Annotated in this window: 11 protein-coding genes; 10 read left to right on the top strand and 1 reads right to left on the bottom strand. The window is 58.7% G+C overall.

The genetic code is table 11. The annotated features are described in order from the left end of the window. The first annotated feature begins 23 nt into the window (after window positions 1–23). The 8 genes from odhB (at window position 24) to rluB (ending at window position 8,932) form a co-directional block, all read left to right on the top strand. Complete coding sequence (gene odhB / locus HLUCCO03_RS06030; protein ID WP_027831865.1) at window positions 24–1,265, top strand: 2-oxoglutarate dehydrogenase complex dihydrolipoyllysine-residue succinyltransferase; 1,242 nt, start codon at window positions 24–26, stop codon at window positions 1,263–1,265. Window positions 1,266–1,300: 35 nt separating this feature from the next. After that, window positions 1,301–2,740: a dihydrolipoyl dehydrogenase gene (gene lpdA / locus HLUCCO03_RS06025; protein WP_027831866.1), complete on the top strand. Its 1,440-nt coding sequence runs from the start codon at window positions 1,301–1,303 to the stop codon at window positions 2,738–2,740. A gap of 175 nt (window positions 2,741–2,915) precedes the next feature. Then, a complete protein-coding gene (sucC, locus tag HLUCCO03_RS06020) occupies window positions 2,916–4,082 on the top strand; it encodes an ADP-forming succinate--CoA ligase subunit beta (protein ID WP_027831867.1) in 1,167 nt (388 codons plus the stop codon). Beyond that, a complete protein-coding gene (sucD, locus tag HLUCCO03_RS06015; RefSeq protein WP_027831868.1) occupies window positions 4,082–4,954 on the top strand; it encodes a succinate--CoA ligase subunit alpha in 873 nt (290 codons plus the stop codon). The genes sucC and sucD overlap by 1 nt, the downstream gene beginning before the upstream one ends. A 180-nt stretch (window positions 4,955–5,134) precedes the next feature. Next, the gene (locus HLUCCO03_RS06010; protein ID WP_197025668.1) at window positions 5,135–6,349 is read left to right on the top strand and encodes a tryptophan--tRNA ligase; all 1,215 of its coding nucleotides are present in this window, start codon (window positions 5,135–5,137) and stop codon (window positions 6,347–6,349) included. Window positions 6,350–6,378: 29 nt separating this feature from the next. After that, entirely contained in the window at window positions 6,379–7,224 is an 846-nt protein-coding gene (locus tag HLUCCO03_RS06005; RefSeq protein ID WP_027831870.1) for a ScpA family protein, read from the top strand. A 40-nt stretch (window positions 7,225–7,264) separates the two neighbouring features. Further along, on the top strand, window positions 7,265–7,927 hold the full coding sequence (gene scpB / locus HLUCCO03_RS06000) for an SMC-Scp complex subunit ScpB (protein ID WP_027831871.1): 663 nt from the start codon (window positions 7,265–7,267) through the stop codon (window positions 7,925–7,927). 36 nt (window positions 7,928–7,963) lie between these two features. After that, window positions 7,964–8,932 (top strand): 23S rRNA pseudouridine(2605) synthase RluB, encoded by a 969-nt coding sequence (rluB, locus tag HLUCCO03_RS05995; RefSeq protein ID WP_027831872.1) that lies wholly within the window; start codon window positions 7,964–7,966, stop codon window positions 8,930–8,932. On the opposite strand, the gene HLUCCO03_RS05990 is transcribed toward rluB, so the two are convergent. Continuing rightward, window positions 8,933–9,862: a GGDEF domain-containing protein gene (locus tag HLUCCO03_RS05990; protein ID WP_027831873.1), complete on the bottom strand. Its 930-nt coding sequence runs from the start codon at window positions 9,860–9,862 to the stop codon at window positions 8,933–8,935. A 274-nt stretch (window positions 9,863–10,136) separates the two neighbouring features. Between HLUCCO03_RS05990 and HLUCCO03_RS05985 the strand changes: the two genes are divergently transcribed. Together HLUCCO03_RS05985 and smc are read left to right on the top strand one after the other, a co-directional pair. Continuing rightward, window positions 10,137–10,820: a GntR family transcriptional regulator gene (locus HLUCCO03_RS05985; protein WP_027831874.1), complete on the top strand. Its 684-nt coding sequence runs from the start codon at window positions 10,137–10,139 to the stop codon at window positions 10,818–10,820. A 1-nt stretch (window position 10,821) separates the two neighbouring features. After that, window positions 10,822–14,316: a chromosome segregation protein SMC gene (gene smc, locus HLUCCO03_RS05980; RefSeq protein ID WP_027831875.1), complete on the top strand. Its 3,495-nt coding sequence runs from the start codon at window positions 10,822–10,824 to the stop codon at window positions 14,314–14,316. The last annotated feature ends 126 nt before the right edge of the window (window positions 14,317–14,442 follow it).

Genomic DNA, 14,442 nt, shown 5'->3' with positions numbered 1-14,442 from the left:
AGCTACCGAACTAAGGACCCGAGATGTCAACTGATATAAAAGCCCCCGTATTCCCAGAGTCGGTCGCAGAGGGAACAGTCGCGACCTGGCACAAGCAGCCCGGTGAAGCCTGTTCACGTGACGAGCTGATTGTCGACATTGAAACCGACAAGGTCGTGCTCGAAGTGGTAGCTCCGGCTGATGGCGTGATTGAGGAAATACTCAAGGGCGAAGGCGACACCGTTGAGAGCGGTGAGGTAGTCGGCAAATTCAAGGAAGGTGCCGCTGGCGAATCAAAGCCGGCTGCCAAGGCTGGAGAGGAAAGCAAGAAGGAAGAAGCGGCTGAGAAGCCCGCGGAGGCCTCGGCACCATCTTCCGGCGAAGCCATTCTCAGCCCGGCCGCCCGCAAACTGGCTGAAGAGAACAACATCAATCCGGATGCCGTCAAAGGTACCGGGAAGGATGGGCGTGTTACCAAGGAAGATGTCCAGAATCATATAGATGCGGGCAAGTCTTCAGGCTCTGCTTCAACTGCTGCTGCCAAGCCTGCCGGCGATATGCCCCAGGTGGATGTGAGCTCCGGCGAGCGTCCGGAGAAGCGGGTGCCCATGACCCGCCTGCGTGCCAGCATTGCCAAACGTCTGGTCAATGCCCAGCAAACCGCTGCCATGCTCACCACGTTCAACGAAGTGAACATGGGCCCGGTTATGGAGCTGCGCAAGCAGTACAAGGAAAGCTTCGAGAAGCGTCATGGGGTCAAACTGGGCTTCATGTCGTTCTTCACCAAGGCTGCGACCGAAGCTTTGAAGCGGTTCCCCGCGGTGAACGCGTCCATCGACGGCAATGACATGGTCTACCATGGTTACCAGGATATCGGTATTGCCGTTTCAAGTGACCGTGGCCTGGTTGTTCCTGTCGTGCGTGACACCGATGCACTCGGCCTTGCCGACATCGAAAAGAAGATCGTCGAGTATGGAACCAAGGCGAAAGAGGGCAAGCTGGGTATCGAGGAGATGACCGGCGGCACCTTTACCATTACCAATGGCGGCATCTTCGGGTCGCTGATTTCCACACCGATTCTGAATCCGCCGCAGACAGCCATCCTGGGCATGCACAAAATCCAGGAGCGCCCGATGGCGGTCAATGGCAAGGTCGAGATCCAGCCCATGATGTATCTGGCGCTGTCTTACGATCACCGCATGATTGACGGAAAGGAAGCGGTGCAGTTCCTGGTGGCTATCAAGGAAATGCTTGAGGACCCGGCGCGTATTCTGCTGGATGTCTGAACTGACACTTAACGAATTGGATAACGGGATAAAACATGTCTGACAAGTACGACGTAATCGTCATCGGCGCCGGCCCGGGCGGCTATGTGGCCGCCATCAAGGCAGCGCAACTGGGCCTTAAAACAGCCTGTATCGAGTCCTGGACAGATAAGGAAGGCAAGAACCGGCTTGGCGGCACCTGCCTGAACGTGGGTTGTATCCCATCGAAGGCGTTGCTGGAGATCTCCCACAAATACGAGGAGGCCAGCCACGGTTTTGCTGACCAGGGCATCATCGCCAACGATGTCAAGATGGACATTGGCAAGATGATGGAGCGCAAGGAAGGCATTGTGAACCAGCTTACCGGCGGCATCGCAGGTCTGTTCAAGTCCAACGGCGTAACCCCCATTTATGGTCACGGCAAGTTGCTGGCCAACCGTAACGTTGAAGTGACGGACAAGGACGGCAAGAAAAAGACCTACGAGGCGGAGAATGTGATCCTCGCCACCGGTTCCAGGCCGATCGAGATCCCGCCTGCGCCAATGACGGAAGGCTATATAACGGATTCCGAGGGGGCCCTTGAGTTTACCGAGGTTCCCAAGCGCCTGGGTGTGATCGGCGCTGGCATCATCGGCCTCGAGCTGGGTAGTGTCTGGGCCCGTCTGGGTGCCGAAGTAACCATTCTGGAAGCCCAGGACTCGTTCCTGCCGGCTGTTGACCAGCAAGTGGCAAAAGATGCCCTGAAACAGTTCCAGAAGCAGGGCCTGAACATTGTTCTTGGCGGCCGTGTTACCGGCGCCGAGGTCAAGCGCAAGCTGGTGAACGTCAGCTACGAGGACTCCAAGGGCAAACAGGAACTCAAGGTCGACAAGCTGATCGTGGCTGTTGGTCGTCGTCCGTATACCGACAATCTGTTGTCTGAAGATTCCGGCGTGCAAATGGACGAGCGTGGTTTCATCTTTGTCGATGACAACTGCAAGACCGAGGCCCCGGGTGTCTGGGCCATCGGTGACGTGGTTCGTGGCCCGATGCTGGCACACAAGGCTTCCGAAGAAGGCGTGATGGTTGCCGAGCGCATCGCCGGACACAAGCCCCAGGTCAACTACGACTGCATTCCGAACGTGGTTTATACCTTCCCGGAGATCGCCTGGGTCGGTAAAACCGAAGAGCAGCTCAAGGCTGAAGGCGAAGCCTACAAGGTGGGTACGTTCCCGTTCGCGGCGAATGGTCGCGCCATGGCCGCCAATTCGGCAACCGGCATGGTCAAGATCATTGCTGACGAAAAGACCGATCGTATCCTTGGCTTCCACGTAGTGGGGCCGCAGGCTTCCGAGATTGTTGCCCAGGGCGTGATTGCGATGGAGTTTGGCTCCAGTGCAGAAGATCTGGCCCTGACCTGTTTCGCGCATCCGACTCTGTCGGAGTCCGTGCACGAAGCAGCACTGGCTGTAGACGGTGGTGCAATTCACATTGCCAACCGTCGCAAAAAGAAGTAACGCAGATCAGGAAACAGGGGCGCCAACGATGGCGCCCCGCTGCTATAAAAACGGCTGGTTTCCGGTTGCGTTTGTGGTGCGCTGAGGTGATCCCCGGCGCATCGAACCGAATTCGCTCCGCGCGGGTTCAATTTCCGTATGTGGTTATCCTCCATCAGAAAGCGGGACATTAACTATGAATTTGCATGAATATCAGGGCAAGCAGCTGTTCGCTGAATATGGCCTGCCAGTATCCAAAGGCATTGCCTGCGATACCCCCAAGGAAGCAGTGGCCGCTGCTGACGAAATCGGCGGCGACGCGTGGGTTGTTAAGGCCCAGGTACACGCTGGTGGCCGCGGTAAGGCCGGTGGTGTAAAGCTGGTCAAGAGCAAGGACGAAATCCGTGCCTTCGCTGAAAACTGGCTCGGCAAGAACCTGGTAACCTACCAGACCGACGAGAACGGCCAGCCGGTCAGCAAGATTCTTGTTGAGTCCCTTACCGATATCGACCAGGAACTGTACCTGGGTGCGGTTGTCGACCGTGGTACCCGTCGTATCGTATTCATGGCGTCCACCGAAGGTGGTGTCGAGATCGAGAAGGTGGCTGAAGAAACCCCGGAAAAGATCCTCAAGGCCGAGATCGATCCGCTGGTAGGCGCACAGCCGTACCAGGGCCGGGAGCTGGCGTTCAAGCTGGGCCTGGAAGGCAAGCAGATCGGTCAGTTCACCAAGATTTTCCTTGGCCTGGCGAAACTTTTCGAAGAGTGCGACCTGGCTCTGGTTGAAATCAACCCGCTGGTTATCACTCCGGCCGGTGACCTGCACTGCCTGGACGCCAAGATTGGCGTTGACGGCAATGCGCTGTACCGCCAGAAGAAAATCCACGAAATGCACGATCCCTCCCAGGAAGATTCCCGGGAAGCGGAAGCGGCCAAGTGGGAACTCAACTATGTGGCCCTGGAAGGCAACATCGGCTGCATGGTTAACGGCGCCGGTCTGGCCATGGGTACCATGGACATCATCAAGTTGTCCGGTGGTCAGCCTGCCAACTTCCTGGACGTTGGCGGCGGCGCGACCAAGGAGCGTGTTTCCGAAGCGTTCAAGATCATCCTGTCTGACGACAACGTGAAGGCCGTGCTGGTTAACATCTTCGGTGGCATTGTCCGTTGTGACATGATCGCCGAGGGTATTATCGGTGCTGTAAAAGATGTTGGCGTCAAGGTTCCTGTGGTTGTGCGCCTGGAAGGCAACAACGCCGAGAAGGGCACAAAAGTACTCGCCGACAGTGGCCTGAACATCATCGCTGCCACCAGTCTGTCGAATGCGGCAGAGCAAGTCGTTAAAGCCGCGGGGGGTAAATAATGAGCATCCTGATCAACAAAGACACCAAGGTTATCTGCCAGGGCTTTACCGGCGCACAGGGTACTTTTCACTCTGAGCAGGCCATTGAGTACGGCACCAAAATGGTTGGCGGTGTAAGCCCCGGCAAGGGCGGCACCGAGCATCTTGGCCTGCCGGTATTCAACACCGTGCGCGAAGCCGTGGAACAAACCGGTGCGGAAGCCACCGTTATCTATGTACCGGCTCCGTTCTGTAAAGATGCCATCATTGAAGCTGCAGACGCTGGTATCCAGCTGATCGTATGTATCACTGAAGGCATTCCGACCATCGACATGCTCTATGCGAAAGAGTACGTGGATCGCAAGGGCGTTCGTATGATCGGGCCCAACTGTCCGGGTGTGATCACGCCGGGCGAAAGCAAGATCGGTATCATGCCGGGCCATATCCACAAGCCGGGCAAGGTGGGCATCGTGTCCCGCTCAGGTACCCTGACCTACGAAGCGGTCAAGCAGACCACGGACTTCGGCTACGGCCAGTCCACTTGCGTGGGCATTGGTGGTGACCCCATCCCGGGCTCCAACTTCATCGATATCCTGCAAATGCTGCAGGACGACCCGCAGACCGAAGCCATCGTAATGATCGGCGAGATCGGCGGTACCGCCGAGGAAGAAGCGGCAGCGTTCATCAAAGAGAACGTCACCAAGCCGGTTGTTTCCTACATCGCCGGCGTAACTGCGCCTCCGGGCAAGCGCATGGGCCACGCCGGTGCGATCATTTCCGGTGGTAAGGGTACGGCCGACGAGAAGTTCGCAGCCCTGAATGACGCCGGTGTCAAAACCGTGCGCAGCCTGGCCGAGATCGGCAAGGCGCTGAAGGAAGTGACTGGCTGGTAAGCAACCACCGGTAGAAGAAAGCCCCCGGGTCTGCCTTGCGGACTTCCGGGGGCTTTTTGTTTTCAGGCGCCTTTGGCAGGTTTTTCAAAGGTTCCTTAACGCCGGGTGCACATAAGTCTATAATGCCCGGTCAGCCTCGACTAAGATGGCTGTTCCCCATAGATAAAAGGAGTTCATGCTTTGAGTTCTGTCGATTCCCAGCAACGGATTTTGTCCGGCATGCGTCCCACCGGCAAGTTGCACCTTGGCCACTATCACGGTGTTCTGAAGAACTGGGTAAAACTCCAGCATGAATTCGAGTGCTTCTTCTTTGTCGCCGACTGGCACGCGTTGACCACGAATTATGATGATCCTGCCGGTATCCAGGACAGCGTCTGGGACATGGTTATTGACTGGCTGGCCGCCGGGGTCAATCCCGGTTCCTCCACCCTGTTTATCCAGTCCAAGGTACCCGAGCATGCGGAACTGCACCTGCTGCTCTCGATGATTACCCCGCTGGGTTGGCTGGAGCGCATTCCCACCTACAAGGACCAGCAGGAGAAACTGCGGGAGAAGGACCTGGCCACCTATGGTTTCCTGGGTTATCCGTTACTCCAGAGTGCCGATATCCTCATGTATCGGGCCGGGCGGGTGCCCGTGGGGGCCGACCAGGTATCCCACGTGGAGATCACCCGGGAAATCGCCCGGCGTTTCAACCACCTGTATGGCCGCGAACCGGGGTTTGAAGAGCAGGCGGAGGGCGCCATCGTCAAGATGGGCAAGAAGAACGCGAAGCTCTACCGAACCCTGAAAAAGCGCTACCAGGAAGAGGGCGACATGGAAGCCCTGGAAACCGCAAGGGCACTTCTCAAGGAGCAGCAGAACATCTCCCTGGGAGATCGGGAGCGGCTTTACGGTTATATCGAGGGCGGCGGCAAGGTGATCCTGCCGGAGCCCCAGCCGTTGCTCACCCCGGAATCAAAATTGCCGGGGCTGGATGGTCAGAAGATGTCCAAGTCCTATAACAACTATATCGGTCTGCGTGAGGAGCCGGACAGCGTGGCCCAGAAGATCCGTACCATGCAGACCGACCCGCAACGGGTGCGCCGGACCGATCCTGGTGAACCGGAAAAGTGCCCGGTGTGGGGGCTGCACAAGGTGTACTCCGACGCTGACACCCGGGAATGGGTACAGACCGGCTGCCGCAGCGCGGGCATTGGCTGCCTGGAATGCAAGAAACCACTGATTGACTCGATTATCGAGGAACAGCGCCCGCTGCATGAGCGTGCCAGGGAGTATGAGAGCAATCCGGACCTGGTTCACGCCATTATTGAAGAAGGCTGTGAGCATGCCCGGGACGCGGCACGGGATACCCTGGAGGAAGTCCGGGCGGCCATGGGACTGAGCTACCGCTGATTACCGGCGACGATGAATCTGGAGAGTCCATGACAGACGATACCGCAGGCAAAACAGCGGCCGGGGAGGGTGCGGAGGCACCTGTCGCCGCTGCTGAGCAGGCGCCGCTGGCAAGGGTCTCCGGTAAGCCGGTGGTTGACCTTCCCAGAGACCTTTATATACCACCCGATGCCCTGGCAGTGTTCCTCGAGGCCTTCGAGGGGCCGCTGGATCTGTTGCTGTATCTGATCCGGCGCCAGAATATGGACATTCTGGATATTGATGTCAGCGAGATCACGAAGCAGTACATGGACTACATAGGCGCCGTGGAGGCCATGCGGTTTGAACTGGCGGCGGAATACCTGGTGATGGCCGCCACTCTGGCGGAGATCAAGTCCCGGATGCTGCTGCCCCGCCAGGAAACCGAGGATGAAGAGGAAATCGATCCCCGGGCCGAATTGATCCGCCGGCTGCAGCAATACGAGCGCTTCAAGCAGGCGGCTGAAGACATTGACCAGATGCCGCGGCTTGAGCGGGACAACTTCACGGCCTCGGCGGCATTGCCGGCAATGCCATCCAGTCAGCCCCATCCGGATGTGGACCTGCGGGAGATTCTGCTGGCGCTGCAGGGGGTGCTGAAACGGGCGGATCTGTTTACCAGTCACCACGTTGAGCGCGAGCGGTTGTCTACCCGCGAGCGGATGTCGGCCATACTGTCGGTGCTGCGGGACGACCAGTTCGTGACATTTGAAAGCCTGTTCACGCCCGAGGAAGGGCGTTTGGGGGTTGTAGTCAGTTTTCTGGCGACCCTGGAGCTGGTCAAGGAACAGTTGATCGAAGTGGTGCAGGCGGAGGTTCTGGGCCCGATTCATGTCAGGGCCAGGGCATCCCGCTGATTCGCAGGCCTCTCGCAAACCGATACCTGGTAGTGGAACCATGAACGAAGAAAACCTCAGAAAAATTCAGGCAATTACCGAAGCGGCACTGCTTGCAGCCGGTAAGCCATTGTCGGTAGAGCAATTGCGGGAACTGTTTGAAGAGGATGAGCGCCCGGCGCGCCAGATCATGGAGCATGTGCTGGTGTTGCTGGAGCAGTCCTGCCAGGGGCGGGGCTTTGAACTGAAGAAAGTGGCCAGTGGCTACCGGTTGCAGGTCAGGGATGAGTACGCTCCCTGGGTCGGGCGGTTATTTGAAGAGAAACCCCAGCGGTATTCCCGCGCCCTGCTGGAAACCCTGGCCCTGGTTGCCTATCGCCAGCCCATTACCCGGGGTGAAATCGAGGATATCCGGGGCGTAACCGTCAGCAGTAACATAGTCCGTACCCTGCTCGAGCGGGAGTGGGTTCGTGTCGTGGGGCATCGGGATGTGCCCGGTCGTCCCGCCATGTATGCAACCACCAGGCAGTTCCTGGATTATTTCAACCTGGAGGGGCTGGATCAGCTGCCCCCGCTTTCCGAAATCCGCGATCTGGAAGAGATCGGGCGGGAAATTGAAAAGAACATGCAGGCCGAGATCGAATTCGAGTCTCCGGCCAGAGATACTGATGAAATCGACGGGGAAACAACTCCGGAGTCTTCACCAGGGCAGACACTTCACTGATGCCGTTGGTATCAGCCACTTGTTAAGGACAGATTCATGGCGGCAGATCGCCCCCGCAAGCCTGTAACGAAAAAGCCGGAAGAAAACACACCCGCTGGCCCGGAGCGCATCCAGAAGCTGCTGGCCAGGGCCGGTGTGGGGTCCCGCCGGGAGGTTGAAGGCTGGATAGAAGCCGGGCGCCTGGTCATCAACGGCCAACCGGCGGAGCCGGGGCAGAAAGCCTCGGTCAACGATCGTATCGAGCTTGACGGCAAGAAACTGGATATTACGGCCGGCGCCGAAGTGCTCCGCCGTGTGCTGATCTATAACAAGCCGGAAGGGGAAGTGACCACCCGCAAGGATCCGGAAGGGCGCCCGACCGTCTTCGACAGCCTGCCGCGACTCAAGGACCATCGCTGGATCGCGATCGGCCGGCTGGATATCAATACCACCGGGCTTGTACTGTTCACCACCGATGGCGAGCTGGCCAACCGGCTGATGCACCCGTCGCGGCAGATTGATCGCGAATACGCCGTGAGGGTCTTTGGCGAGGTGGACGAGGCGATGATCAAGCGGCTGTCAGAGGGTGTGCTTCTGGACGACGGCATGGCGAAGTTCTCCGACATTACCGAAGCCGGTGGCAAGGGCATTAACCAGTGGTTCCATGTCACGCTGCTGGAAGGTCGCAACCGTGAGGTCCGGCGGCTGTGGGAGTCCCAGGGTGTTCGGGTCAGCCGCCTGAAGAGGGTGCGATACGGGCCGATTTTCCTGCCCAGCCGCCTGACCGTCGGCAAATGGGAAGAGCTGGATCAGAAAGCGGTGGACCTGCTCAGCAAGGCGGTGGATCTTAAACCGGTGGACATTCCGGCCAAAACGCCGTCCGAGCAGAAGGTTCATGACCGCCAGCGCCGCAAGCAGCCAGGATCAGCACCCCGGAAATCCGGTAACCCCCGTTGGCAGGTTGATAGTAGCCGCCCGGACCAGAAACCGGCCCGAAAGCCCGCGCGCAAACCGCCAAAGCGCTGATCAGTTTCGGATAGCGGCGAAAACCCGGGTGCAATTCCGGCCACTGTCTTTTGCCCGGTACAGGGCTTCGTCCGCCCGGGCGAGCCATTGGTCCGGTGTTTCGTCGGGCAGTCGCTGGGCCACGCCACAACTGGTGGTGATCGATACGTCCGTGTCGCCACAGTTCACGACGATGGAGCGAATGTACTCGCGGATGCGGTCGGCAACCGACCGTGCGTCATTTTCGTCAGTATGGGGTAGCAGTATGGCAAACTCCTCACCCCCGAAGCGGTAAACGCTGTCCGAATTCCGCACTGCCTTCTCCAGCTCGGCCGCGGCCAGTTTCAGGATATGATCCCCCACCACGTGGCCATGCTCATCATTAACCGCCTTGAACTGGTCCAGATCACACAGGATCAGGGAACAGCCTTCACCGTGTCGGTCCCCCAGGCTGCAGGCCCGGGCCAGCGCTCCGTCCAGTGCCCGTTTGTTTGGCACGCCGGTCAGTGAGTCCGTCAGGGCGGCCTGCTCGATAGCGATGAACTGGCAGGCATTGCGGATTGGGCAGATGGCGGCCGCCAGCATCAGTTCAATTCCCTCAAGCTCCTGTTCCGCGAACTTCTGGCGTCGGCTGAACGACAGCGTCCCGTAGAAACTGCCTTCGAGGTTGAGGCGGTAATCGCAACGATGAGGCCCGCCCATGCCAGTGGCGTAAACGAAGTCCCGGGTGGCAATCTGATGGCGATAGTTCATGCAATCAAAGGGCACCACCGTGTTTATTTCTTCCGCCAGTATGGCCAACTGGGTTTCCAGGCTCAGGGAGGTGGAGAGGCGGCGGGTAATGCGGGTGAGGACGTCCGGCGAGTCACTCCATTCCCGGTGAGCCTGCCGCAGAGCTGCCAGCTTCTGGGGTTGGGGACCGGACTTGTTGATCGTTGGGATATGTTTCACTCTGCATGGCCTGCTAAAGGTATTTTGGTCATTACCAAGCAAACATTCGGCCATTTGTTGAATAAATAATAAAAACATGTAGATAAAGGCGTTACTTAAAGTAAGTGACAGGGAGATTGCCGCAGGAACTGAACCGGGTGTCAACAAACCGGCAGTGCATTGCCGGGGCGAACGGATCGTTAAAATGTAGGACAAGGGGATTGGGGTTGTCGGTGCCTGTGGTAAACTTCTGCGCTTATCCATTGCTGCCAGTAGCGAGTGAGCGACGTGCCCTATGAGGTTTCAGGCCCCCGAAAGTCTTTCCGAGCAGATAGCCCAGCACATCGGGCAACGCATTGTTACCGGCGATCTTGAGCCGGGCGAGCGAATCCAGGAACTCAAGGTGGCCGGAGAACTCAATGTCAGCCGGGGTTCCGTGCGGGAAGCGCTGCTGATCCTCCAGCGTCGACACCTGGTGGAGATCTTTCCGCGGCGGGGTGCGGTGGTCTCGCGGCTGACACCAGAGCTGGTCAACAGCCTCTATGATATCTATATCGACCTGCTGTGCATGCTGGGGCGCAAGGTACTTGAGCGCTGGTCCGGAGAGCAGCTTTCTGGGGTCATGGGGCAGGTCCGTGAGCTACAGGCGGTAATCGATGCGCTCAATTCGTCCGGCGGCGATGCAGCAGAGCAGGTAATCGACGCCGGTTTCGGCGTTATGCGTTATGCCTACGGGCTGGTAGAGAATCCGTTCCTGGAAGAGACACTTGAGAACTTCCGGCCTGCCATCAGTCGTACCTATTTTGTTGCCCTGGAAAACTTCCGTGACGAGCTGGAAGAAACCGGCCGTTTTTTCCGGCTACTGGCCGATGCCGCCATCCGGGGTGACTCGCCCGGGCTCGAGCAGGCCATCTGCGAATTTGGTGAACATCAGCGCCAACAGGTACTCAGTATTCTCAGGGAAGAGGTAAGCGCCTGATATGCGCCTGAAATCAATCAAACTGTCCGGTTTCAAGTCTTTTGTAGACCCCACGACGGTGCCGTTTCCTTCCAACATGACCGCGGTGGTAGGGCCCAATGGATGTGGCAAGTCCAATATCATCGACGCCGTGCGCTGGGTCATGGGTGAAAGCTCCGCCAAGTATCTCCGTGGCGAGTCCATGTCTGATGTGATATTCAACGGCTCCAGCGCCCGCAAACCCGTTGGCCAGGCCTCGATTGAACTGGTGTTCGACAACAGTGACGGTTCCGCCCCCGGGGAGTTTGTGCGCTTCAACGAGATTTCGGTAAGGCGCCGGGTTTCACGGGAAGGGCAGTCCGAATACTTCCTCAACGGATCGAAATGCCGACGACGGGATATCACCGACCTGTTCCTGGGAACCGGTCTGGGCCCCCGCAGCTACGCCATCATTGAGCAGGGCATGATTTCCAGGCTGATAGAAGCAAAGCCGGAAGAGCTCAGGGTATACATTGAAGAGGCCGCCGGCATCTCCAAGTACAAGGAGCGGCGCAAGGAAACCGAAAGCCGCATACGACGCACCCAGGAGAACCTGGAGCGCCTGACCGACCTGCGCGAGGAACTCGGGCGCCAGCTGCAGCACCTGGAACGCCAGGCCCAGGCCGCCGAGAAATACAAAGCCTACAAGCAGGAAGAGCGCCAGAAAAAAGCAGAGTTGACGGTACTGCGCTGGCAATCCCTGGACACGGACCTGCAAACCTGGCGTTCCCGCATCCGGGATACGGAGCTGGAACTGGAAAAGCAGCTTTCCGAGCGTGTCAGCCTGGAAACCTCCCTGGAATCACTGCGTGAAAACCACCAGGACCGTAACGAGCACTTCAACAAGGCCCAGGCCCGCTACTACGAAGCCGGCGCAGATATCGCCCGTATCGAACAGAGCCTTGAGCATCAGCGGGAACGCAGCCGCCAGACCGCTGCCGAACTGGATCAGGCCATGGCCAACCAGCGCGAACTGGCCAGGGAACTGGAGCAGGATCAGGACAAGCTGGCCGGTATCCAGGAAGAACTGGATATGCTGGAGCCTGAACAGGAAGCCCTGGCCCTGAAATCCGAGGAATCCGGGGAAAAACTCCAGAGTGCCGAAGACGCCATGACCGAATGGCAGCATAACTGGGAGGATTTCAGTTCCCGTTCGGCGGATGCCCGACGCCAGGCCGAACTTGCGCAGTCCCGGATTCGGTCACTCGAAGAGGCGATTGAACAGCTCCGCAGCCGCCAGCAAAGACTTCAGGATGAGCAGGAATTGCTTGAGGGGCAACTGGATCGTGCTGAACTGGATGACTTCCTGGAACAGCAGGAAGCCCTGGAGTTGCAGCGCGAGGATGCCTCGGAACGCATCAACGTGGTTCAGGACGAACTTCAGGACGCCCGTCAACGGCAGAGGGATGCCGAACAGGCAGCCGCGGATGCCCGTCAGAAGGTCCAGAGCCTGCGGGCATCACTGGAATCCCAGCAGGCCCTGCTGGATGAACAGATGGGTGGCCAGGACGATACCCTCCAGGCGTGGCTCAATGACCAGGGCCTGAGTAACAGCCCCCGGCTGGCCAGGCAGCTCCGCATTGAAGACGGCTGGGAATTCGCGGTTGAACAGGTGATCGGTCGCTTTACCCAGGGCCTCAGTGTACCGGGGCTGGGCTCCGTGCACTCGGCCATGTCCGCCGCTCCCCGTGGCCTGGCGCTGGTGAACGGGGACTCCGGTAACACCGCCGTGGCCGAAGGGCTGGCGGGCAAAGTAACCGGTGCCGGAGGAATGACTTCCTTGCTGGCCCGGGTGGATACGGCTGAAACCATGGAGGAGGCCCTCGGCAGGCAAGCGGGGCTGGCACCGGGTAAAAGCATTATTACCCGTGAGGGCGCCTGGCTGTCCGCAGACTGGATACTGATGCCGGATTCAGACGCCGCCCAGGTGGGTGTGATTGAGCGCCAGAAAAAAGTGACGGCCCTGGCGGAAGAACTGGAACAGGCAGAGGCTGCCCTGGAAACCGCTACCGATAGCCTGGACCGTCTGCTTGAACAGTCTGAGCGGGCGGAAGCGGCAAGGGACGAAGCCCAGGCCCGGCTGGCGGATGCCGACCGGGAACTGTCCACCCTGACGTCAAAGATCAGTGGCCTGAAAGCCCGGGCGGAACAGATTGACGCCCGGCTGCAGCGCATTCGTGACGATCTGTCCGATGTGTCCATGAGCCTTGAGCAACAGCAGGAACAACTGCAGGAAACCCGCGAGGAATGGCAGCAGGCCCTGGCTTCCACGGAAGACAGCGAGGAAGAAAAAGAACGTCTGCTTGAGCGCCGGGATGTACTGCGCGAAAACCTGGACCGGCTTCGACAGGAAGCAAGGCATGATCGCGACCACGCCCACCAGCTGCAGTTGCAGTTGCAGTCCCTGAACAGTCAGCGGGACGGGCTGCGGCAGACCATTGAGCGTATGCAAATGCAGAAGGAGCGCATCGACGAGCGCCTGGATATCCTCAGGGAAAGCAGGGAAAACGCGGAAGAACCCATCGAAGATCTGCAGATGCAGCTTGAAGGCCTGCTGGACCGCCGGCTTGCGGAGGAAGAGAAGCTGGGTGCCGCCAGGGACGCCCTCGAAGAAATCGACCAGGAAGTTCGCCAGAAAGAGCAGAGCCGCAGTCGCATCGAGCATACCATTCAGGAGGTGAGGGCCAGCCTTGAGACGCTGAAGATGGAATCCCAGGCCCTGGAAATACGTGCCGGCAACCATCTGGAACAGCTCGAAGAGCTGGATATCCGACTGCAGGAGGTGCTGTCCACCCTGCCGGAGGAGGCCAGCGAGAAGGCATGGTCCGAGGAACTGGAGAAGCTGGGATCACGTATTCAGCGCCTGGGCGCGATCAACCTGGCCGCCATCGAGGAATACCAGGTGCAGAGCGAGCGCAAGACCTACCTGGACAGTCAGCACGAAGACCTGATGGAGGCCCTGGAAACCCTGGATACGGCCATCCGCAAGATCGACCGGGAAACCCGTCAGCGCTTCAAGGAAACCTTCGACCAGGTGAACGGTGGCCTGCAGGCACTGTTCCCGAAGGTGTTTGGGGGCGGCAATGCCTACCTGGAACTGACCGGAGAAGACCTCCTGGAAACCGGCGTGGCGATCATGGCTAGGCCTCCGGGCAAGAAGAACAGCACCATCCATCTGCTTTCCGGCGGCGAAAAGGCGTTGACCGCCATCGCATTGGTGTTTTCGATCTTCCAGCTCAATCCGGCGCCTTTCTGTATGCTGGACGAGGTAGACGCCCCCCTGGACGACGCGAACGTGGGCCGTTATGCCAATATGGTCAAGGAAATGTCGAAACAGGTTCAGTTCATTTACATCACCCATAACAAGATTGCCATGGAAATGGCGGACCAGCTGATGGGTGTTACCATGCACGAGCCCGGTTGTTCACGACTGGTGTCGGTTGATGTGGACGAGGCCGCAGCACTGGCGGAAGCCTGATGCGGTTTGCGTCGGTCATTGTTCGTGCAAAAATGACAAAAACGCCATCTGGCCTGTGTTTGCGTTGTATTCATTACAGGCTTTTCTTAGAGTAGCAACGATATCTGATCTGCAAACAGGACAGCA

Origin of the sequence: Marinobacter sp. HL-58 (assembly GCF_001314605.1) — a bacterium.
Lineage (GTDB): Bacteria > Pseudomonadota > Gammaproteobacteria > Pseudomonadales > Oleiphilaceae > Marinobacter.
The sequence above is the reverse complement of the archived record's forward strand: the minus strand, read 5'-3'. Positions and strand labels throughout refer to the sequence as shown.